Annotated in this window: 15 protein-coding genes; 6 read left to right on the top strand and 9 right to left on the bottom strand. The window is 40.5% G+C overall.

Going from position 1 to position 17347, the window contains the following annotated elements; genetic code table 11:
• Positions 1-2 precede the first annotated feature (2 nt).
• The 7 genes from AB0756_RS05545 to AB0756_RS05575 all read right to left on the bottom strand — a co-directional run bounded on the left by AB0756_RS05545 (position 3) and on the right by AB0756_RS05575 (position 8573).
• Positions 3-782, bottom strand: a complete 780-nt coding sequence (locus AB0756_RS05545; protein ID WP_038087394.1) for a peptidylprolyl isomerase — start codon at positions 780-782, stop codon at positions 3-5.
• A gap of 753 nt (positions 783-1535) precedes the next feature.
• Complete coding sequence (locus AB0756_RS05550) at positions 1536-2615, bottom strand: ATP-dependent 6-phosphofructokinase (protein WP_038087390.1); 1080 nt, start codon at positions 2613-2615, stop codon at positions 1536-1538.
• Between the two features lie 146 nt (positions 2616-2761).
• Complete coding sequence (locus AB0756_RS05555; RefSeq protein ID WP_038087495.1) at positions 2762-3385, bottom strand: class I SAM-dependent methyltransferase; 624 nt, start codon at positions 3383-3385, stop codon at positions 2762-2764.
• A 167-nt stretch (positions 3386-3552) separates the two neighbouring features.
• The gene (locus AB0756_RS05560) at positions 3553-4134 is read right to left on the bottom strand and encodes a Uma2 family endonuclease (RefSeq protein WP_050046317.1); all 582 of its coding nucleotides are present in this window, start codon (positions 4132-4134) and stop codon (positions 3553-3555) included.
• 216 nt (positions 4135-4350) lie between these two features.
• A complete protein-coding gene (locus tag AB0756_RS05565; RefSeq protein ID WP_202048596.1) occupies positions 4351-4557 on the bottom strand; it encodes a UPF0175 family protein in 207 nt (68 codons plus the stop codon).
• A 130-nt stretch (positions 4558-4687) separates the two neighbouring features.
• Positions 4688-7021 (bottom strand): hybrid sensor histidine kinase/response regulator, encoded by a 2334-nt coding sequence (locus AB0756_RS05570; protein WP_050046318.1) that lies wholly within the window; start codon positions 7019-7021, stop codon positions 4688-4690.
• A gap of 250 nt (positions 7022-7271) precedes the next feature.
• Positions 7272-8573 carry an adenylate/guanylate cyclase domain-containing protein gene (locus AB0756_RS05575; protein ID WP_038087380.1) on the bottom strand — a complete coding sequence of 434 codons (1302 nt, stop codon included), beginning with the start codon at positions 8571-8573 and terminating at the stop codon, positions 7272-7274.
• A 125-nt stretch (positions 8574-8698) separates the two neighbouring features.
• Here AB0756_RS05575 and AB0756_RS05580 point away from each other — a divergent pair, with 125 nt between their 5' ends.
• From AB0756_RS05580 to AB0756_RS05595, 4 genes are all read left to right on the top strand, one after another.
• Positions 8699-10210: a DEAD/DEAH box helicase family protein gene (locus tag AB0756_RS05580; protein WP_038087378.1), complete on the top strand. Its 1512-nt coding sequence runs from the start codon at positions 8699-8701 to the stop codon at positions 10208-10210.
• Positions 10211-10227: 17 nt separating this feature from the next.
• Entirely contained in the window at positions 10228-11442 is a 1215-nt protein-coding gene (locus AB0756_RS05585) for a DUF790 family protein (protein WP_038087376.1), read from the top strand.
• A 134-nt stretch (positions 11443-11576) separates the two neighbouring features.
• Complete coding sequence (locus tag AB0756_RS05590) at positions 11577-11945, top strand: hypothetical protein (RefSeq protein WP_050046319.1); 369 nt, start codon at positions 11577-11579, stop codon at positions 11943-11945.
• 42 nt (positions 11946-11987) lie between these two features.
• Positions 11988-12605 (top strand): Uma2 family endonuclease, encoded by a 618-nt coding sequence (locus AB0756_RS05595; RefSeq protein WP_038087373.1) that lies wholly within the window; start codon positions 11988-11990, stop codon positions 12603-12605.
• Positions 12606-12700: 95 nt separating this feature from the next.
• On the opposite strand, the gene AB0756_RS05600 is transcribed toward AB0756_RS05595, so the two are convergent.
• Both AB0756_RS05600 and AB0756_RS05605 read right to left on the bottom strand, forming a co-directional pair.
• A complete protein-coding gene (locus tag AB0756_RS05600) occupies positions 12701-13399 on the bottom strand; it encodes a PD-(D/E)XK nuclease family protein (RefSeq protein ID WP_038087371.1) in 699 nt (232 codons plus the stop codon).
• 2 nt (positions 13400-13401) lie between these two features.
• Complete coding sequence (locus AB0756_RS05605) at positions 13402-14547, bottom strand: DNA cytosine methyltransferase (RefSeq protein WP_237265847.1); 1146 nt, start codon at positions 14545-14547, stop codon at positions 13402-13404.
• Positions 14548-15217: 670 nt separating this feature from the next.
• On the opposite strand from AB0756_RS05605, the gene AB0756_RS05610 reads away from it, so the two are divergent.
• On the top strand, positions 15218-15589 hold the full coding sequence (locus tag AB0756_RS05610) for a hypothetical protein (RefSeq protein ID WP_050046320.1): 372 nt from the start codon (positions 15218-15220) through the stop codon (positions 15587-15589).
• 312 nt (positions 15590-15901) lie between these two features.
• Positions 15902-17254 (top strand): histidine phosphatase family protein, encoded by a 1353-nt coding sequence (locus AB0756_RS05615; RefSeq protein WP_038087366.1) that lies wholly within the window; start codon positions 15902-15904, stop codon positions 17252-17254.
• Positions 17255-17347: the final 93 nt, after the last annotated feature.

Raw genomic sequence — 17347 nt, forward strand, 5'->3', positions numbered from 1 at the left:
TCCTATGCGGCGTTAGTAGATTTCTCTTGTGGCTGTTTGCGTGTCACCCTCATCCAAGCTTTATCTGTAGCTGAGAGCTGATTAATTTGTTCTTGCAACCAACCTTCAAATAATTCTTTTAACAAACGTTGTTTCATAAATTGATCGAGCTGTGCGGGAAGAAATTTTTCCAAGCGTATAATAACGAAAAATTCTCCAAAAGGTACGGGACGCCAAATTTGACCGGGTTGACTGACTTGAAGTTGCTTTGCTAAGCCAGGGTGCAACGAGCCAAGGTCAACAGGTCCGACAATTCCGCTTCTGTCTGCTTCTGGTCCTACAGAATATTCCCGCGCCACTTCAGCAAAGGTTTGCTCCCCAGCTAGGATGCGAAAATACAGTTCATTGGCAATGCCTAATTCTTGCGTGCGAATCAAAGAGTATATGACTTGATCTAAGTGTGGCTTGCGATGGAGAAAGTAAGATTCTAGTTTGTTTCCCCAAGTTGCTTGCTGAAATTTTTCTATTCTTAACTTGCGAGTTATCAGGGCTTGAAATTGCTGATGGTTGAGGTTGTAACGTTTTAGCCATGTTTCATGTTCGGTAGAATTACTAATTTGATGTTGTTTGAAGAATTGCTGGCTAGCTACAGCGATTTCTTCTCTTATGCAGGTTATTTGCTCGATCGCTCTATCGATAACGATTTCTTGTAAGAGTTGTGGCACCATGTTGTACTGTGCGACCAAAGCGATCAGTTCTTCGCTAGTTATAATGCGATCGCCAATCTCTATCTCATAAGCCATACCCTGCAAAACTCCTTAACTGTTTGTGATTGATTCCTAACAAGCTACTACGTATGATTTATTGAAAAAATGCATAAAATAACTCAAACTTTGTCAAAAAATTACAATTGAACGAAGATAATACTCAGGCTTCTAAATTAGGTAGTATGTTATATTCTTTTGTATGTCAGCTCCTCTTGAAAAAAGTGTGAGTTGATGTGTACTAAGGTAAGTTCTGGTTCTGTCAGAGGTTTCCCTCTGATATGAACCTTCCTACACGCGTAGTAAAACTTGAATTAAACCTTCATGTAATTCATCGGCATTGTTAGACGGCATTACGCAAAAACCAGAAGAAGTTTACATTTATTAATTAAGAATTTTTAAGTACGTCCTCAAAAGCTGTCCTCATCCCCAACCTTTCTCCTAAGGAGAGAAGGGAGAAAAAACTTAATCTCTCTCCTTTTGGGCTAAGGTGGTGTACACAAGTTTTCTAAAGTGCATTCTGGCGGTTTCGAGCCCCCCTAACCCCCCTTAAAAAAGGGGGGAACTTCATTCCAATTCTCCCTTTTGACGATGTTTCATCTCTTTTGTAGAGAGCTGTACACCACCATAGCCTTTTGGGAGAGAGAAATTCTGTAGGAACAACAAACCGACCAAAAATAAACATTCTTTAACACAGGTATTCCTACCAAACAATACAGATATGGCAAACAAGGGTGCGATGCGGCTCACCCTTGTTTTTTAAGATAGGATACCAATCTCCGAATGATGCGGTCAATCTCCTAAATAAATACCCAAACCGCGAGCAGTTTTCACTAAGGTATCCTCTGGACTGACAGCTCTGTATTGAGCGATCGCTTCAGCAATTGGTACTGCGACCACCTGGCGATTTTGCCATGTCACCATGTAGTCATATTTAGCTTCAGCAATGAGATTGACCGCTTCTACACCAAAGGCTGCTGCTACGAGTCGATCGAGTGGTGAAGCCGTTCCTCCCCGTTGGATGTGTCCTAAAACTGTGACTCGGGTTTCTGCAAGAATGCACTCGCTAATTCGGTCGGCTAAATACTGACCGATCCCGCCATATCGGGATTGACCCAAACGATTTGTCATCGTGACAGTTTCACCCTCAACTGTACGAACTGCTTCGGAAACAATAATTAAACAATAGTTTTTGCCTTGCTCTTGGCGCTGTTTAATTTTGTTGCAGATATGGTCAATGGTGTAGGGGATTTCTGGAATTAATATGACATCTGCTCCTCCAGCAATCCCCGCAGCAATGGCAATGTGTCCCGCATCGCGACCCATCACTTCTAAAATCATGACTCGACTGTGAGAAGCTGCCGTGAAGTGCAATCTATCGAGCGCTTCTGTGGCAATATTCACAGCCGTGTCAAAACCGATCGCGTGTTCGGTAATCCCAATATCATTATCAATTGTTTTGGGAATACCCACTAAATTAATACCACCTTGTTGTGCCAAGCGACGAAGAATAGCCAAGCTACCATCCCCCCCAATTCCAATCAAAGCGTCTAAACCCAGTTGATGGTAACCTGCAATAATTTCTTCTGAGCGATCGCATAGACTGCCATCAGGCATGGGAAAAGCAAAAGGATCGCCTGTGTTGGTAGTTCCTAACATTGTCCCACCAGAAGTTAACAGTGGGTCAACTAAGTCAACTTCCAGTTTTGTAAATTGCTCGGGACGCGCCATCAATCCGAGAGTTGCTTGACGAATTCCCAGGACTTCCCAACCTTTGCCACACGCACAATGAACTACAGCTCTAATGACAGCATTCAACCCCGAGCAATCTCCTCCACTTGTAAGAATGCCAATACGCTTGCAATTCCCCATATGTTTTTTTACATTTCCAACCTAAAGTATATTTACTAGTACAATTAGCAGCGCTCAATAGCTAAAAATTCCAGACTAATTTTATAGATCGGATTGTGGGATACACCTTTCGTTAATCTCTGATTATCATACTTTTTGCATCGCCTTCACTTTTTGAACAAGAATGATGCAATTCTTGGAGGTTTATTGCAATCTTGCTCGTGCCACCATTCTTGGAACTTCTCAAGAGTGAAACCATAATTTTTTGCCGTGCTAATATAATCTGAGATGTGATGCACAAAAGCTGGAATTTCAACTCTCTCTTGATTCCTTTGAAAATTAGCTTTTGTTCCTTCATATTGTTTGAAGGGATGTAGCTCAGATATAAAGAAGTGTCCTCCTTTACCTAATACGCGGGATGCTTCTGAAAATATAAAAGGGAGATCGTTTATATGTTCTAGAACGAGATTGCAGGTTATCAAATCGGCAGATCCATTCTCACAAGCCCATTGTTTTGTAATGTCCGTTAGGGAAAATATTACGTTAGCTGAATTCACTTTCTCTTTTGCTTTTTCAAGCATATATGCTGAAAAATCGATAGCATGAACTTTTTCAGCAATTTGTGAAAGAAAAAGAGTATTTTTACCTGTACCACAGCCAATCTCAACAACCGATCTGCAACTCAAACCAATCAAGGTTTCTCTAGTAACTGTTCGATCCAAATCGCGTGTCAAGTTTTTGTCAGTGTCGTATGTGTCTGACCAATTATCATATGCTGCTTGAATACTCATAAGATTGGAATACTCCTCAGTCATCTTGTATTAACCGTTTCTAAAAGTTTGGACAAAGTTACCCGCAATTAGATAAATCGCCGACAAACCCAACTCTACGGTATAAGTTCGCTCAACTAGAAGCGCATTGCCCTTCGGGTTCGCCCTTGGCGCAAGCCGTACCCGGCTTATCGCAAGTTGGTTTGTGGAAGTATAATCCAAGCACTGATAATTTCCTCTACTGACACAGAAATGCCAGGAAAGGCGAGAGGTTGAATGGTTCCTGTAGTTAGGGTAAATTTTGTAGCGTACTCTCCGTCAGTAGGATCGCGGTACACTACTAGTTGTAGCTTTTTAAGATTAACGACCCAATATTCTAATATACTGACTTCAGCATAAATCTTGCTTTTCTTATCTAAATATTTATCTAAGCTAGAGTCGGAATACTCAATCAGCCAAAAGATGTTCTCTGGATAGGGATGGTGAACTCTATACTCACGCCCTAAAGGTTGGACAATAGCAGTATCTGGTTCGGGTTCAGAATTGTTAGGCAAAGTAATAGGCTTGGCTTGACGTACTGTAGCACGGCTACCTAGCAACTTCGTTAAATACTGACTGGCTTCATGGCTAGAATAAGCATGGGTTTCTCCTTCTGGCGATATTTCTACAATTTCTCCTTTGAGTAGCTCAACCTTGCGATCGTCTAGGATACCAGCCTCGATCATCCGATGATACTCGTCAATCGTCCATTTTGCAGTAATAATGGTCATGGCGATTGATTCTCCTCAATGATGTGTTCTATTTTTATGATATTTACCAAAAAAGCAATTTTCTACAAATTTATCTGCGTACATCTATTCCTAAAGTAAATCCAAGTCCTTATTTCAAAGGCAGTACAAAAACAGATTGAGATGATGAAAATCAAGTGGTACGAATTTTGCAGTGTAAGCATCGGAAAGATGTTTATAGAAAATAACTGACAACAATCACAACCTACCTAATTCCCGTAAATTTTTCAAATCGAGTTCAAAATCTTCTATTTCATAAGAGTATAAGGGAATTTTGCGTTCTTGAAGCAATTGTTGAAACCGTATTTTATCTATTTCTGCTAATTTGCTAGCATAACCAAGAGAAAGTTTTCCTGACTCAAACAGCAACAGCGCAATTTCCTGTTTAAATTCAGTTTCTGTCATTCCACGCTTCATGCAAAGTTTCATCTGATATGACAATACTCATGTTTTCCTCTTGCTCAAAATTCAGTAGGTCAGAAGCAGGTACTATAATATCTTCACTTTTAGTTCCATTCTAGATAATTAAAGAAAATTACATTTCCCCAACAAGATTGGCAATAACTGCTGCTAATTCATCTGGGTTGACTGGCTTGGGAACGTGAAGTTGAAAACCTGCAAGCAGTGCTCGATCGCAGTCTTCTGCTCTAGCATATGCTGTAAGCGCCACAGCAGGAGTGCGCCCGCCTTGCTCTTCACTTAATTCCCTAATTTTACGAATTAAGGAATAACCGTCTTCTTGTGGCATAGAAATATCACTTACCAGTACATCTGGTTGAAATCGTTGCAGCGCCTCAAATGCTTCTGTTGCAGTAGCAACTGCCATGACTGTTGCTTTATATTGTCCTAATGCTGTAGTAATTATCTGACGCGCATCTGGCTCATCATCCACAACTAGAATCCGCAAACCATTGAGAGGATGGGGCGATGGGTAAACAGGAGGAAGTGAGGATCGCAATTTTTCTTTTTCTGTAACTCTCTCACTCTCTTCTTTTCCTCCTGTTTTTAAAGGTAAACTAACAATAAATGTTGCACCTTGACCAATTCCGGGGCTGGTAACGCAAACTATACCACCATGCAATTCTATGAGATGGCGAACGATCGCTAAACCCAATCCGAGTCCTCCATGCGCTCGCGTACTTGAGCTATCAGCTTGACGAAAGCGTTCAAAGACGTAAGGTAGAAATTCGGGAGCAATTCCTTCTCCTGTATCTTTAACTTCAATCAGTGCCGAGCGTTGAGTTTTTTCCCACTGACTCTCTTCTAAAAACAATTTCACCTCAACCTTACCACCACGAGGTGTAAACTTAACAGCGTTAGAAAGTAAATTCCAGACAACTTGTTGCAAGCGATTGCTATCACCTAAAACAATACCGATAGAGGGATCTAAAAACGATTCAATAGTAATGTCTTTAGCGTCAGCAGCGGAACGTATTGTCTCAATTGCTGAAAGGACAACAGGTACAAGTTTTACTTGTCGAACATCCAAGCGCAGTTTCCCTGTAATAATTCTCGATACGTCTAAAACATCTTCTATAAGTGTTGATAATAATTTAGTATTGCGGTCTAATGTCTCTAACGCTCTAGCAGTCGTATTTTCATCAAACTTTCTGGTGGTTAGGAGCTGCGTCCAACCAAGCATGGCGTTGAGAGGGGTACGAAGTTCGTGTGAGAGTGTGGCTAAAAACTCGTCTTTTATTCGGTTAGTGGCTTCGGCTTTTTCTGCAAGTTGGCGAAACCGTTCTTCACTTTCTTTCAAAGCAATTTCTGCTTGCTTGCGCTCTGTAATATCTTGAATAAGAGCAACAAATCCTACGACTTCATCAGAATTGAATTGGGGAACATAAGAGATATTGACATAACGGCTGACACCATCTATATATTTCAAATTACTTTCGTAAGTTACGTGTTCTCCTGACAAAACAGCTTCTACATGGGGACAAATTGACTCATAAACTGACTCACCCACAACTTCCTTAATTGTTTTGCCATAAATATCTGACGCGGAAATTCCGTGCCATTCTTCATAACCCTTATTATTGAAACGATATCTTTGTTGAGCATCAACGTAGGAAATGAGCGCAGGTACGGCGTTGGTAATTAAACGCATCTCCGAGTCTCGCTGTCGTAACGCTTCTTCTACCCGTTTGCGATCGCTTAAATCCAGAGCAAATGCTATCATTTCCAATTCATTTGCGCCTGGTTCTTCCACTATGACACCACCAATAAGAATTGGTACCCGACTGCCATCTTTACGAAGATATTCCTTTTCGTAAGGAGTAGCAATTCCATTTTTTTTGGATTCTTCTACTTGTTTTGCATCTCTTTGCCTGTATTCTGGGGGTGTCATAACGTCCCAGCGGACTTTCTTGAATTGTAAATCCTCTGCAGTATATCCCACCATATTTAGAAAATAATCATTGGCATAGTGGATACCGCCACTGGAATCACCAAAAGCAACTCCAAAAATATTAGATTCAATGAGTCGTCTAAACCTTGTCTCACTTGAGCGTAACTTCTGAACACTTATCTCAAGGTGCTGTTTTGCATTACGCAATTCTAAGTTGAGCGAGCTAATCAGTATTGAAACAATAATAAATATACCCAATCGGAAAAGATTGTCAACAGCCAAAATATCTAATGAATATATAGGTTGACTAAAAAAATAACCAATAGCTAAGCTTGACAAAACAGTAGCTAACAACCCCGATTCCATCCCGCCGTACCTAGAGCTAATGGCAACAGCTGCAAAAAAAAGTTGAAACAGGGTTGGTGTTAGCATTGACTGTAGTAATAATGTCATTGTTAAAGCGCTACCTACAGCCAAGGCGGTAATAAAATAAGGTGCAAGAAGGTTGTTTCCTTTCAATGTCAGTGCTCCTTGTATTGCAGAAAACCGTGATAACTTGTCATATTTAAGTAAATTGATGGAAATAATGATTGCTGGTTAGGAGTTGCGCTTTAGTGCTAAAGTGCAACTCCTAACTAAGTAAGTTTACATTTTTTCACATATCTGTGTTTTGTCTTATCGACTACCTATAACATTAAGTTTGTATAAATTTTAGTGTCACAATTGCTTCAATTCGTTTATCTTTTTTTACTTTTTGTTAAAAAACATATTAATTCTTAATATATTCTGCTTTCAGTAAATATGTCATCATTTTTCCTTTACCTTTAACAGAAATTAAACCCCGTTTTTCCAGCAAAAACTTATCTTTTAAGCGCTCATAACTCGCTTCACAAACTTGAATGCAGTCAGCTATTCCGTGAGACTCCATTCGACTCGCTGTATTGACAGTATCTCCCCAAAGATCGTAAGTAAACTTCTTCAAACCAATCACACCTGCTACCACAGGTCCGGTACTAATACCAATTCGGATGCGAAACGACAAATCTCTCTCTTGGTTAAACTGTTGTATGGTGCGTTGCATATCCAATGCCATCTTAGCCATTGTAAGTGCGTGGTCGCTACGGGGAATGGGTAATCCGGCTACAGCCATGTAAGCATCACCAATTGTTTTAATTTTTTCTACTCCATGCTGTTCTGCTAGTTTGTCAAATTTGGAAAAAATTTCATTTAGTAACTCGACCAATTCCGTTGGAGAGGTATGACTTGAAAGTTCTGTAAAGCCAACAATATCTGCAAACAAAACTGTCACTTCATGAAAATGATCGGCAATTGTAGTTCGCTGGTGCTTCAATTTAGACGCGATGGTTTCTGGCAAAATATTGAGTAATAATTTATCTGACTTTTCCTGAGCGACTTCTAAATCTTTGCGAGTGTGAAATTCTTCTTTTCGTAATTTATCGTAAAAATAAACAGACAAATTACAAATAACACAAGTCCAGAATAAATACAATCCTTGTTCGACATAATAGGGAAACGGATATTTTAGAGTGGGATGAAACAGTCCGTATAAGGTCAGGTAACAAAAGATAGTTCCTATTTGAGAAATCATATGGAGATGCCACAGGACAGGAACCATCGTTGCTTGAGTGAGAAACATTAAATTCCAAATGCCTATTCTTGGCTCAATCACATGAAAAAGTAAAGCGGTACCAATTTGATTGATACAAGTTACAGACCAACTTAAACTTAAAAAGATAAGGTGAGGGTGACGGTAACCGAGTTGAGTTTTGGAGAAAAACAAACAAGTACCGATTATTATTTCTATACAAACTCCAAGAGTAAGCGCAGAAAATTTACCTGAAGGTTGTACGTTAAGCCACAAGAAAAATGCAATAACTGTTAAACCAACAATTAGCATAAGCTGCGCTTGCAGTCGCAGTCGCTTGAGAGTAAAGCGATGACGCTGGACATTGTAAGAGTCAAAAAGACTGGGGGGTCTTTTCCAGTGGGATTTGATCTGGTTGATAAATGCATTAACTTGTGTTTTATCTGAGCCATTCCGATTTATCATACGTATAATTACGTTATTAATATTTAATGAAAGAACTCGGTGCAAGAGACCGATCGCTGGATTGTCTTCCAATCCCAATCTCTAGTCCTCAGTTCCCAGTTTCAAGAGTAGGAAAAAGCATTTATATGGGTCGCACCCCTACATTAACCTTTGATCGTGGCACATTAATTTTGCATCCACCACCTCGCGGTAAAGGCTGGATGGATTTTGCTACGTGGGATGACAGGGTAGAAAAATTTCGGATTCCAGCCATTCAATACCGTCCTTTGGTAGAAGCGCTACAAGCAGAAAACACCAGTTTTATTGACGAGGCTAAAGAGTTTTACCCAATAGAGTTGGCTTCAAGTTTGGAAATGGAGCCCTATCCCCACCAAAGCGAGGCGCTAGCCGCTTGGAAGTTGGCGGGAAGACAGGGGGTAGTGGTACTACCAACAGCAGCCGGAAAGACTTATTTAGCGCAGATGGCAATGCAATCGACGCCTCGCACGACTCTGATTGTTGTCCCAACCCTGGATTTAATGCACCAGTGGTACGCTCATTTAAAAGCAGCATTTCCTGACGCTGAAGTGGGACTGTTAGGAGGTGGTTCTCGGGATAAAACACCCATTCTCGTGTCAACTTACGATAGTGCAGCCATTCATGCAGAAACACTTGGGGATCGGTACGCTTTGCTGATTTTTGATGAATGTCACCACCTACCAACGGATTTTAACCGCGTAATTGCTGAATATGCGATCGCACCCTATCGTTTGGGATTATCGGCTACACCAGAACGAACTGATGGGAAGCATGCGGATTTAAATATTTTAATAGGACCGGAGGTTTATCGTAAAAGGGCTGAGGAACTCGCGGGTAAAGCCCTAGCAGAACACGAAATTGTCCAAATTAAAGTCAAACTTTCACAACAAGAACGGGAAAAATACAATCAATTGATTCAAACTCGCAATGATTTTTTGAAAGAATCAAAAATTTCTTTGGGTAGCATGCAAGGTTGGCAAAGATTTGTGCAAATGAGTGCGCGTTCTCAAGCAGGACGTAGGGCAATGCTAGCACATCGTGAAGCTAAGGAAATTGCTTTGGGAACTGATGGAAAATTGCGAATTTTGTTAGATTTATTAACACAGCATTATCCGGAACGAGTTTTAATTTTTACTGCTGATAATGCGACGGTTTATCGCATTTCTCAAGAATTGTTAATTCCTGCGATTACTCATCAAACTCCTGTCAAAGAACGGCATGAAATTTTAACGAAATTTCGGGAGGGAGAGTATAGGACTTTGGTGGCTTCTCACGTGTTGAATGAGGGTGTAGATGTGCCTTCAGCTTCTGTTGCTATTATTTTATCAGGAACTGGTTCGGCAAGGGAGTACATTCAACGTTTGGGAAGGGTTTTGAGAAGGGGGAAAGAAGGGAACAAGCAAGCAGTGTTGTATGAGGTGGTGGCTGAGAATACAACTGAGGAAGGGACTTCGGCTAGGAGGCGCGGTGTTGAAAGAAAGCAGAGAAGCAAGGAGTCAGGAGAGCGGGGAAGAGAGAATTTGCAGGTGGTTTATGGAAGCGGTCAGGGGAAAAGTTATAAAGCAGCCGAACAGTTGGATTTGAATTATAAGACTGAAAATCCAGAATCTAAAATCTAAAATCCAAAAGCAAGAAGATGTTACCAACTGATTTACTCAGTCACAGACAAAATGGGGAAGAAATTCTTCCTAAGAGGTTGAAGGTTGATGATAAAAATTTAGAGATAGCAACGGAGTTGATTGGTTTTTTTCAAAAGGCGGTGAGTAGTTCTCAAGGAGTTCTCGAGCGCCAACTGTTGGAGTTTGAGGGTGATACTCCAGATTACAAGATAAAGCGTGGTTTGGCTTATATTTTAAAAAGCAGTTTTTGCACGTTTGAGGTGGTTAGTCCTTTGGAACCTCAAATGTTAAGAGAAAAGGTTTTTGCTTTGGCGGCTAAGTCTGTTCCAAGCCGTGAATTGACAGAGGTGACTTTGCAAGCGATCGCTGATGAATTAAGTCGCGAACTCGAACGGGAAGTTGTGTCGGAACAGGTGCGTAATGGATTGTATGCGGATTTATCTGAGAATAAAATTTTAACTGCTTTTGATGCACCGCAGTCAGAAAGTTTGTTACACCGCTACAACTTATCTCAGGTACAGGGGGTGTTTTATAAGGCGAGCCAATTAACAATTAACGCTCATCGAAACGTTCCGGGACAATACAAGCTTTTGTTTCGATATCTCAAATTGTTTCAATTAATGTCTTACATAGAGGGAGATGCTGACCACGGATTTACGATTACAATTGATGGTCCTACAAGTTTGTTTACTCCCAGTACGCGGTATGGTTTGGCAATTGCTAAACTTATACCAGCTTTACTTCATGTTACAAAATGGAGTCTTGCTGCTACGCTTCAAATTCGGGATGTTTACACCAATACTTGGAAAACAGGGCGGTTTACTTTGAATTCTGATTGCGGTTTGGTGACTCATTATCCCCCAGGGAAACCGTATGACAGTATGTTAGAGCATTCTTTTGCTGATAAGTGGGATGCTCTCAAAACTGATTGGGTACTGGAGCGAGAAGTTGACTTAATTCCGATACCTGGAAGTGTAATGATTCCGGATTTTAGATTGGTTCATCCCGACGGACGCTCCTTTTTATTAGAAATTGTAGGATATTGGCGACCGGAGTATTTGCAAAAAAAGTTTGCACAGGTGCGTCGCGCTCAGTCTCATAATTTGATTTTAGCTATTTCTGAGCGATTGAATTTGGAAAAAGCAGGTGTTAAATTGAATGATGTACCTGCTCGTATTATTTGGTTTAAAGATAAATTATTACCGAAATCTGTCTTGGCGGTGCTTGAGTGATAGATGGCTCCAATTTTGAGATTTATTTCATAGTATTGACAGCGTCTTCTCTTTCTCAGCTATACCTGGAAATGCCAATGTAGAGACTCTGTAAAGGCAAATGTTGAATTGCTATTTTCTGCTCAATCAGAAGTATGGGTAAAAATAAATTTCCAACTTTATTTTTTATAGCGACTGCTATTTTATGGAATATTAACGCAACTTGTACCTGGGCTCAGGAAATGAATCCTCGCAGCAATAGTTTACGAGAAAGGACTTTAGCGAGCTTTTACAACAAGCAGAGATACCCTACACGCAAATTGACAGCTGTCTCAAGATCCGAGAGTAGGGGAGATTGGTGGTTTTACAAACCCGATGATATCTCGTCGGAAGCAATGCGATCGCCCTTGGCGCAAGCCGTACCCGGCTTATCGCAAGGTTGTCTTCCTGTCAGATCTAGCAGACAGGGTTGGCGTTGTCCTTCCCCTACTATTAGATTCAGTATTGAAGCTGAGTATCGGTAGACTTAGTGCGAACGACAAAACAAATAAGGAGGTGCGATTGCGATGACAAAAGCTGTTCCGAAACTCCTGACATTTGATGACTTCATGACTAAATATGGAGATAATGAACGCTACGAATTAATTGACGGAGAACTTCTTGATATGGAACCAACCGGACCACATGAAGAAGTAGCTGCTTTTATCTTACGAAAAGTGAATGTTGAAATAGATCGATTGAGCGTTGGTTGGTTTACACCTACACGTTGTTTAATAAAACCTCTAGGCACAACAACAGCTTTCCGTCCTGATGTCGTAGTGCTAGATAAAGCTACAATTGTTAATGAACCTTTATGGCAAGATGAACCTGTCATTACTTTAGGAACTTCTGTCAAACTCGTAGTAGAAGTCGTCAGTACTAACTGGCAAAATGATTATGCGCGAAAAGTCGAAGACTACAGTACATTAGGTATCCCAGAATACTGGATTGTAGATTATTTAGGCTTAGGAGGTCGAGATTATATTGGCAATCCAAAGCAACCGACAATATCGATTTACCTGTTATCATCTAGTAGAAACCAATATCAAAAACCTACCCAATTTCGAGGTAGTGACCGTATCATATCACCTACATTCAAAGATATACAGCTAACTGCAGAACAAATTTTTGCTACAGGCAATTAATATCTATTCCGCTCTTATCCTACTTTCTTTGCAAAAGGTTCTAGATATCTTAGTTTAACGAAGAAATCAGCACGTAACTAGTACCCTCAGCTATGCTACTTATTGTATTCGTTACCCATTCTTTGCCAATACTCAACAACCCTTTTTTCCCATTTTTCCCAATACCCTTGCATGGCTTCTGGTTCAAACCAAAATATCTCAGCCTCTCTCTCCGGAATTGCCACAACTAACAAAGCACGATCTATCTTAATACCATAATCTCGATAGTAATCGTTCACTGCTCCTAAATAAGCCGTTAGTTGCAATGGATATTCGTACAATCGCTCAATCGATTCTTTAGGCTTATCTGATGTCTTCCACTCACAAATACAAGGTACACCCTTATAACTAGCGACACAATCGACTTTACCAGAATAGCTTTTGTTGTAGTGAAACACCGAACCTTCCACAAGTCTTATTGTATCAATTTCTTCTAAGACAGGCTTGATACTTTCCCAATAAGGAAGACTCGCTTCAGGACAATCAACGTTCTTTCCAAGCAAATAACGTTCAATTTGTTTGTGAGTTTGAGTTCCCCGACGGCTTGCTGTTGTGGAAATACGAGTTGCTTCTTCCATCCCAACACGAAATTTCCAATTGTTGAGTCTGTCGCGTTCCTCTTGCGGTTTTGTAACATTTAGTATGGTTGTCACGCTGGGAAAACGGTTTCCCAAAGTGTCCACATAAAATTGTTTGCCATTTTCCCGCACGCACTTAGCATTGATGGGGGGTAGAAGTTCTATCTTAGAAGGCATTGTTAGTTTATTTCCTCTTGCGAGAGGTTTCTGTATATTTCATTTAAGGAAGGAATGAGCCCGTACCCAATACACTCTACTAGGCGAGGCGGTACGGCATTTCCAATTTGCCACATTGCTTTTTTCATGGAACCTGCAAAAAGAAATGTATCTGGAAATGTTTGCAACCTTGCCATTTCGCGTGCTGAAATTACGCGATTGAGATAAGGATGAATGTGTGTTCCACCATGGTTTTCTTTGACTGTCATACTGGGTAACCCTGGGTATTGACGCTTGAAAGCATCAACATATTTTGTGTATAAAGAACCTCCTGGTGGAACTTGAGCAATTCTTTCCATATACTCAGGAGAATGACGAGTCCATTGATGGTTAATCTCTGGTATAGGTGTATACTCTGGCAAATCGGCAATTGCTGATTCAATGGGTTTGTATTGGTCAGATAACAATTGTACTTTTGGATACGGGTTTGCCATGCCAAATCGATTGGCAATAAAAATGGCTCTGGGGCGAATTTGAGGAACTCCATATGCTGCAGATTCTAAAATAGCAACAGATACATGAGGATAACCAATACTTGCAAAAGCTTGGCAAATTTCTTCCCTGAGAGCCCCCTTATCGATCGTTAAAATTCCCGGTACATTTTCCATAACAACATACCAGGGTTGGATTTCCGAAACAACTCGCACAAATTCACGAAACAACCGATTCCGAGGGTCTTTAGAGTCCCGTTTTCCTGCAACAGAAAATCCCTGACATGGCGGTCCACCCACAACAAGATGGATTTCAGGCGAATTAATTTCAGACAACCATTGATGCGAATCAAATTTTTCTATATCGCCACAAAAATGGTGACACTTGGGAAAGTTCATTTTATGAGTAGCAGAAGCAATTTCATTGACTTCTACACTTGCGACTGGCTGAAATCCAGCTTGAGCAAAACCCTGTGTCATTCCCCCCGCACCGCAAAACAAATCCACAAATTTGTAGTTATAGGCTGCTAGTGGTGGCGGCTCACATTCAATCAAGACTTTGTAGGGATCTCGATCTGATGTTTCCAGTTCTCTTTGGATACGTCCATAGCGTCCTAGTTTAGCTTTTTTTTTCTTTTGTAAAGACTTGCAATCGTCTTGGGTTGAAAACAAAGACATCTGTTTTATTTCCATTTTGGAGGTTAGCGATCGCGTTCTACTTCTGGTAAAGTTTTATCGCTTTTACAGCAGTTAAATTTCGGTGAGCTTCTTGACTAAAAGAGTATATAGGAGTCCTATGTAACTCCTGTTTAGGTTTGGAAATATACTTATGTGAGCAACTTTTTCTTTCATTTTCAGTTGATTTCTGAGTGTTTTTTACAAATTTTTCGTACATTTACTAGTTAAGGATAGAAAACACTTTTATTACAAAATGTATCTTTATTTTCTCAAGATTCAAATTTTTTGAATTTTTTCTAAGAAGAAATACACAAAGAATATTTAAGAAAAATCTTGATATCCTAAAAATAGGAATTATAAAAAATTTATAAAAATTTTCAAGTAGTGTAGGTAGGGGTAGAAGGAGTTGATAAATCTCGCTTTTGACTGATATTTTAAAAATGCTATATTAATGCAACGCTCCTGAAAATCAATCAATATCTTATTAAATACCGATCGCGATCGCCAACTTACAGTGTTATATCAACCTAAAGTTATAACGTGTCTGAGTTTTAAAGAATATGTATTCCGGTATACTGATTTTTTTGTAGCTAAGCTTACAATAAGAAGTAAACAGAATATTCTTATAGTATCATCGGGCGTCAAAGAATTTGGAAGTTAGGTGAAGACAATGAATACTGGAGCTATCGCTGCTTTGACTGCTATGGCAGCAACTATCGGGATATGTGGTACAGCATACGGACAATCTTTGCAGACACCACAATCCAACCAGGAAAACTACACCATCCAGGGTGGCTCTTTAACTGGGATCGGCAATAGGTCGGCTGAGAACGATTACTCAAGATTTTTTTCAGATCTAAATGCAGGTAACAGTTCAAGGACAGGGGTTCAGGTTGCGCCAACAGGTGTTATACCGATTAGCGATCGCGTTGAGTTGCGTCAGAATGACAGGTTTAATTCAAACAACGTTATCATACCACAAGGAGGCAACCAGCCATTTGAGAATGGCAATGCAGTGGAAGTCCAAGTGACACCTAGGTAGAAATCCTAGATTTCACGTAGATCTGTTCTGCAATAAGGTAATCGAAATTTTGGAAAAACTCAATCAGTCATCTGGTCCCTCCGGATTTTAGGCTTGAGCCCAAAAATCTAGAGGGACTCTTATATTTAGTTCAAGAAATATATTGAGTCGCAATCATCTCACGAGGCAATGGATGATACTCTTTTTATTATGTTACGCAAGTAAACCCCCTGCGATCGCATTTACTATTGGAACACTGCCCTGTACTTAGGGACAAGTATCTATTAGTAACAAGGGTTTTGTTCGCGCACTGAAAATAGAGGAGGGCAAAAAGTGACCCGTGTGATTATTGTGCGTCACGGTCAAAGCACATACAACGCCGAAAAACGCATACAAGGACGTACTGATGCATCCAAGCTCACAGAACAAGGTCGTGCTGATTCGGCTAAAGTGGGCAAAGCTCTTGCTAATATCGCATTTAGCGCAATATACACTAGCCCCCTACAACGAGCCAAATACACAGCAGAGACTATTCATCAAGAATTAGCCAATCATTCCAAACAATGTCCTGTTCCCCAAACTTCTGAAAAGTTACTAGAAATTGACCTTCCTTTATGGCAAGGGTTGGCGAGTGCTGAAGTTAAGGAGAAGTTTCCTGAAGACTATCGCATTTGGCAGGAAACACCGGATCGACTCCAAATGCTAATTCAAAATGGTGAAGAAACCAAAGAATTCTTTCCCGTCCTAGCTTTATACGAACAAGCGCGTCAATTTTGGCAAGAGGCTTTACAACGCCATCAAGGTGAAACTATTCTGATTGTTGGACATAACGGTATTAATCGTGCTTTGATTGGCACGGCACTTTCGATTCCCGCATCTCGCTACCATTCCATACAACAATCCAACTGTAATATTACCGTCCTCAATTTTGCTGGAGGTTTGGAGGAATCAGTCCAACTGGAATCTCTCAATCAAACCCAACACCTTGGAGAAACTTTACCCTCCTTAAGACCCAATCATCAAGGGGTACGATTATTATTAGTGCGGCATGGAGAAACTGAGTGGAACCGCCAAACAAGATTTCAAGGTCAAATTGATGTTCCTCTAAATGATAATGGCAGACAGCAGGCTCAGAAAGCTTCCCAATTTCTCAAAGATGTTGCCATTGATTTTGCCGTGAGTAGTCCAATGCTGCGTCCTAAAGAAACAGCAGAAATTATTTTGGCATCTCATCCCCATCTAGAATTGCAACTATATGATGGTTTGAGAGAAATCAGCCACGGGCTTTGGGAAGGAAAATTAGAAGAAGAAATTGAGCAAGAATTTCCCGGCGAACTGCATCGCTGGCGTACAATACCTGCCGAAGTGCAGATGCCAGAAGGGGAAAATTTGCAGCAAGTTTGGGATCGTGCTGTCATAGCATGGCAAGCTATTGTAGAAACAGCATTAGCAAAGGGTCTTAAAACCGGCTTGGTCGTCGCTCACGATGCGACTAATAAAACTTTACTCTGTCATATTCTGGGTTTGTCTTCAGAACAATTCTGGAATTTCCGTCAAGGAAATGGTGCAGTTAGCGTTATCGATTACCCATCGGGTACTAATAGTTTGCCAGTACTGCAAGCAATGAACATTACCGCTCACTTAGGTGGAGGTGTATTGGATAAAACAGCAGCAGGCGCATTGTAGCATAATTAGCAGAATGCCTAAAAAACTGTAAACTTGTACAAAGCTGATATTTGAATAAATGCAAGCTGATAGCTAATAGCTAATAGCGTACAG

The sequence above is a fragment of the Tolypothrix campylonemoides VB511288_2 genome (assembly GCF_045999855.1).
Classification (GTDB): Bacteria; Cyanobacteriota; Cyanobacteriia; order Cyanobacteriales; family Nostocaceae; genus Scytonema; species Scytonema bouteillei_A.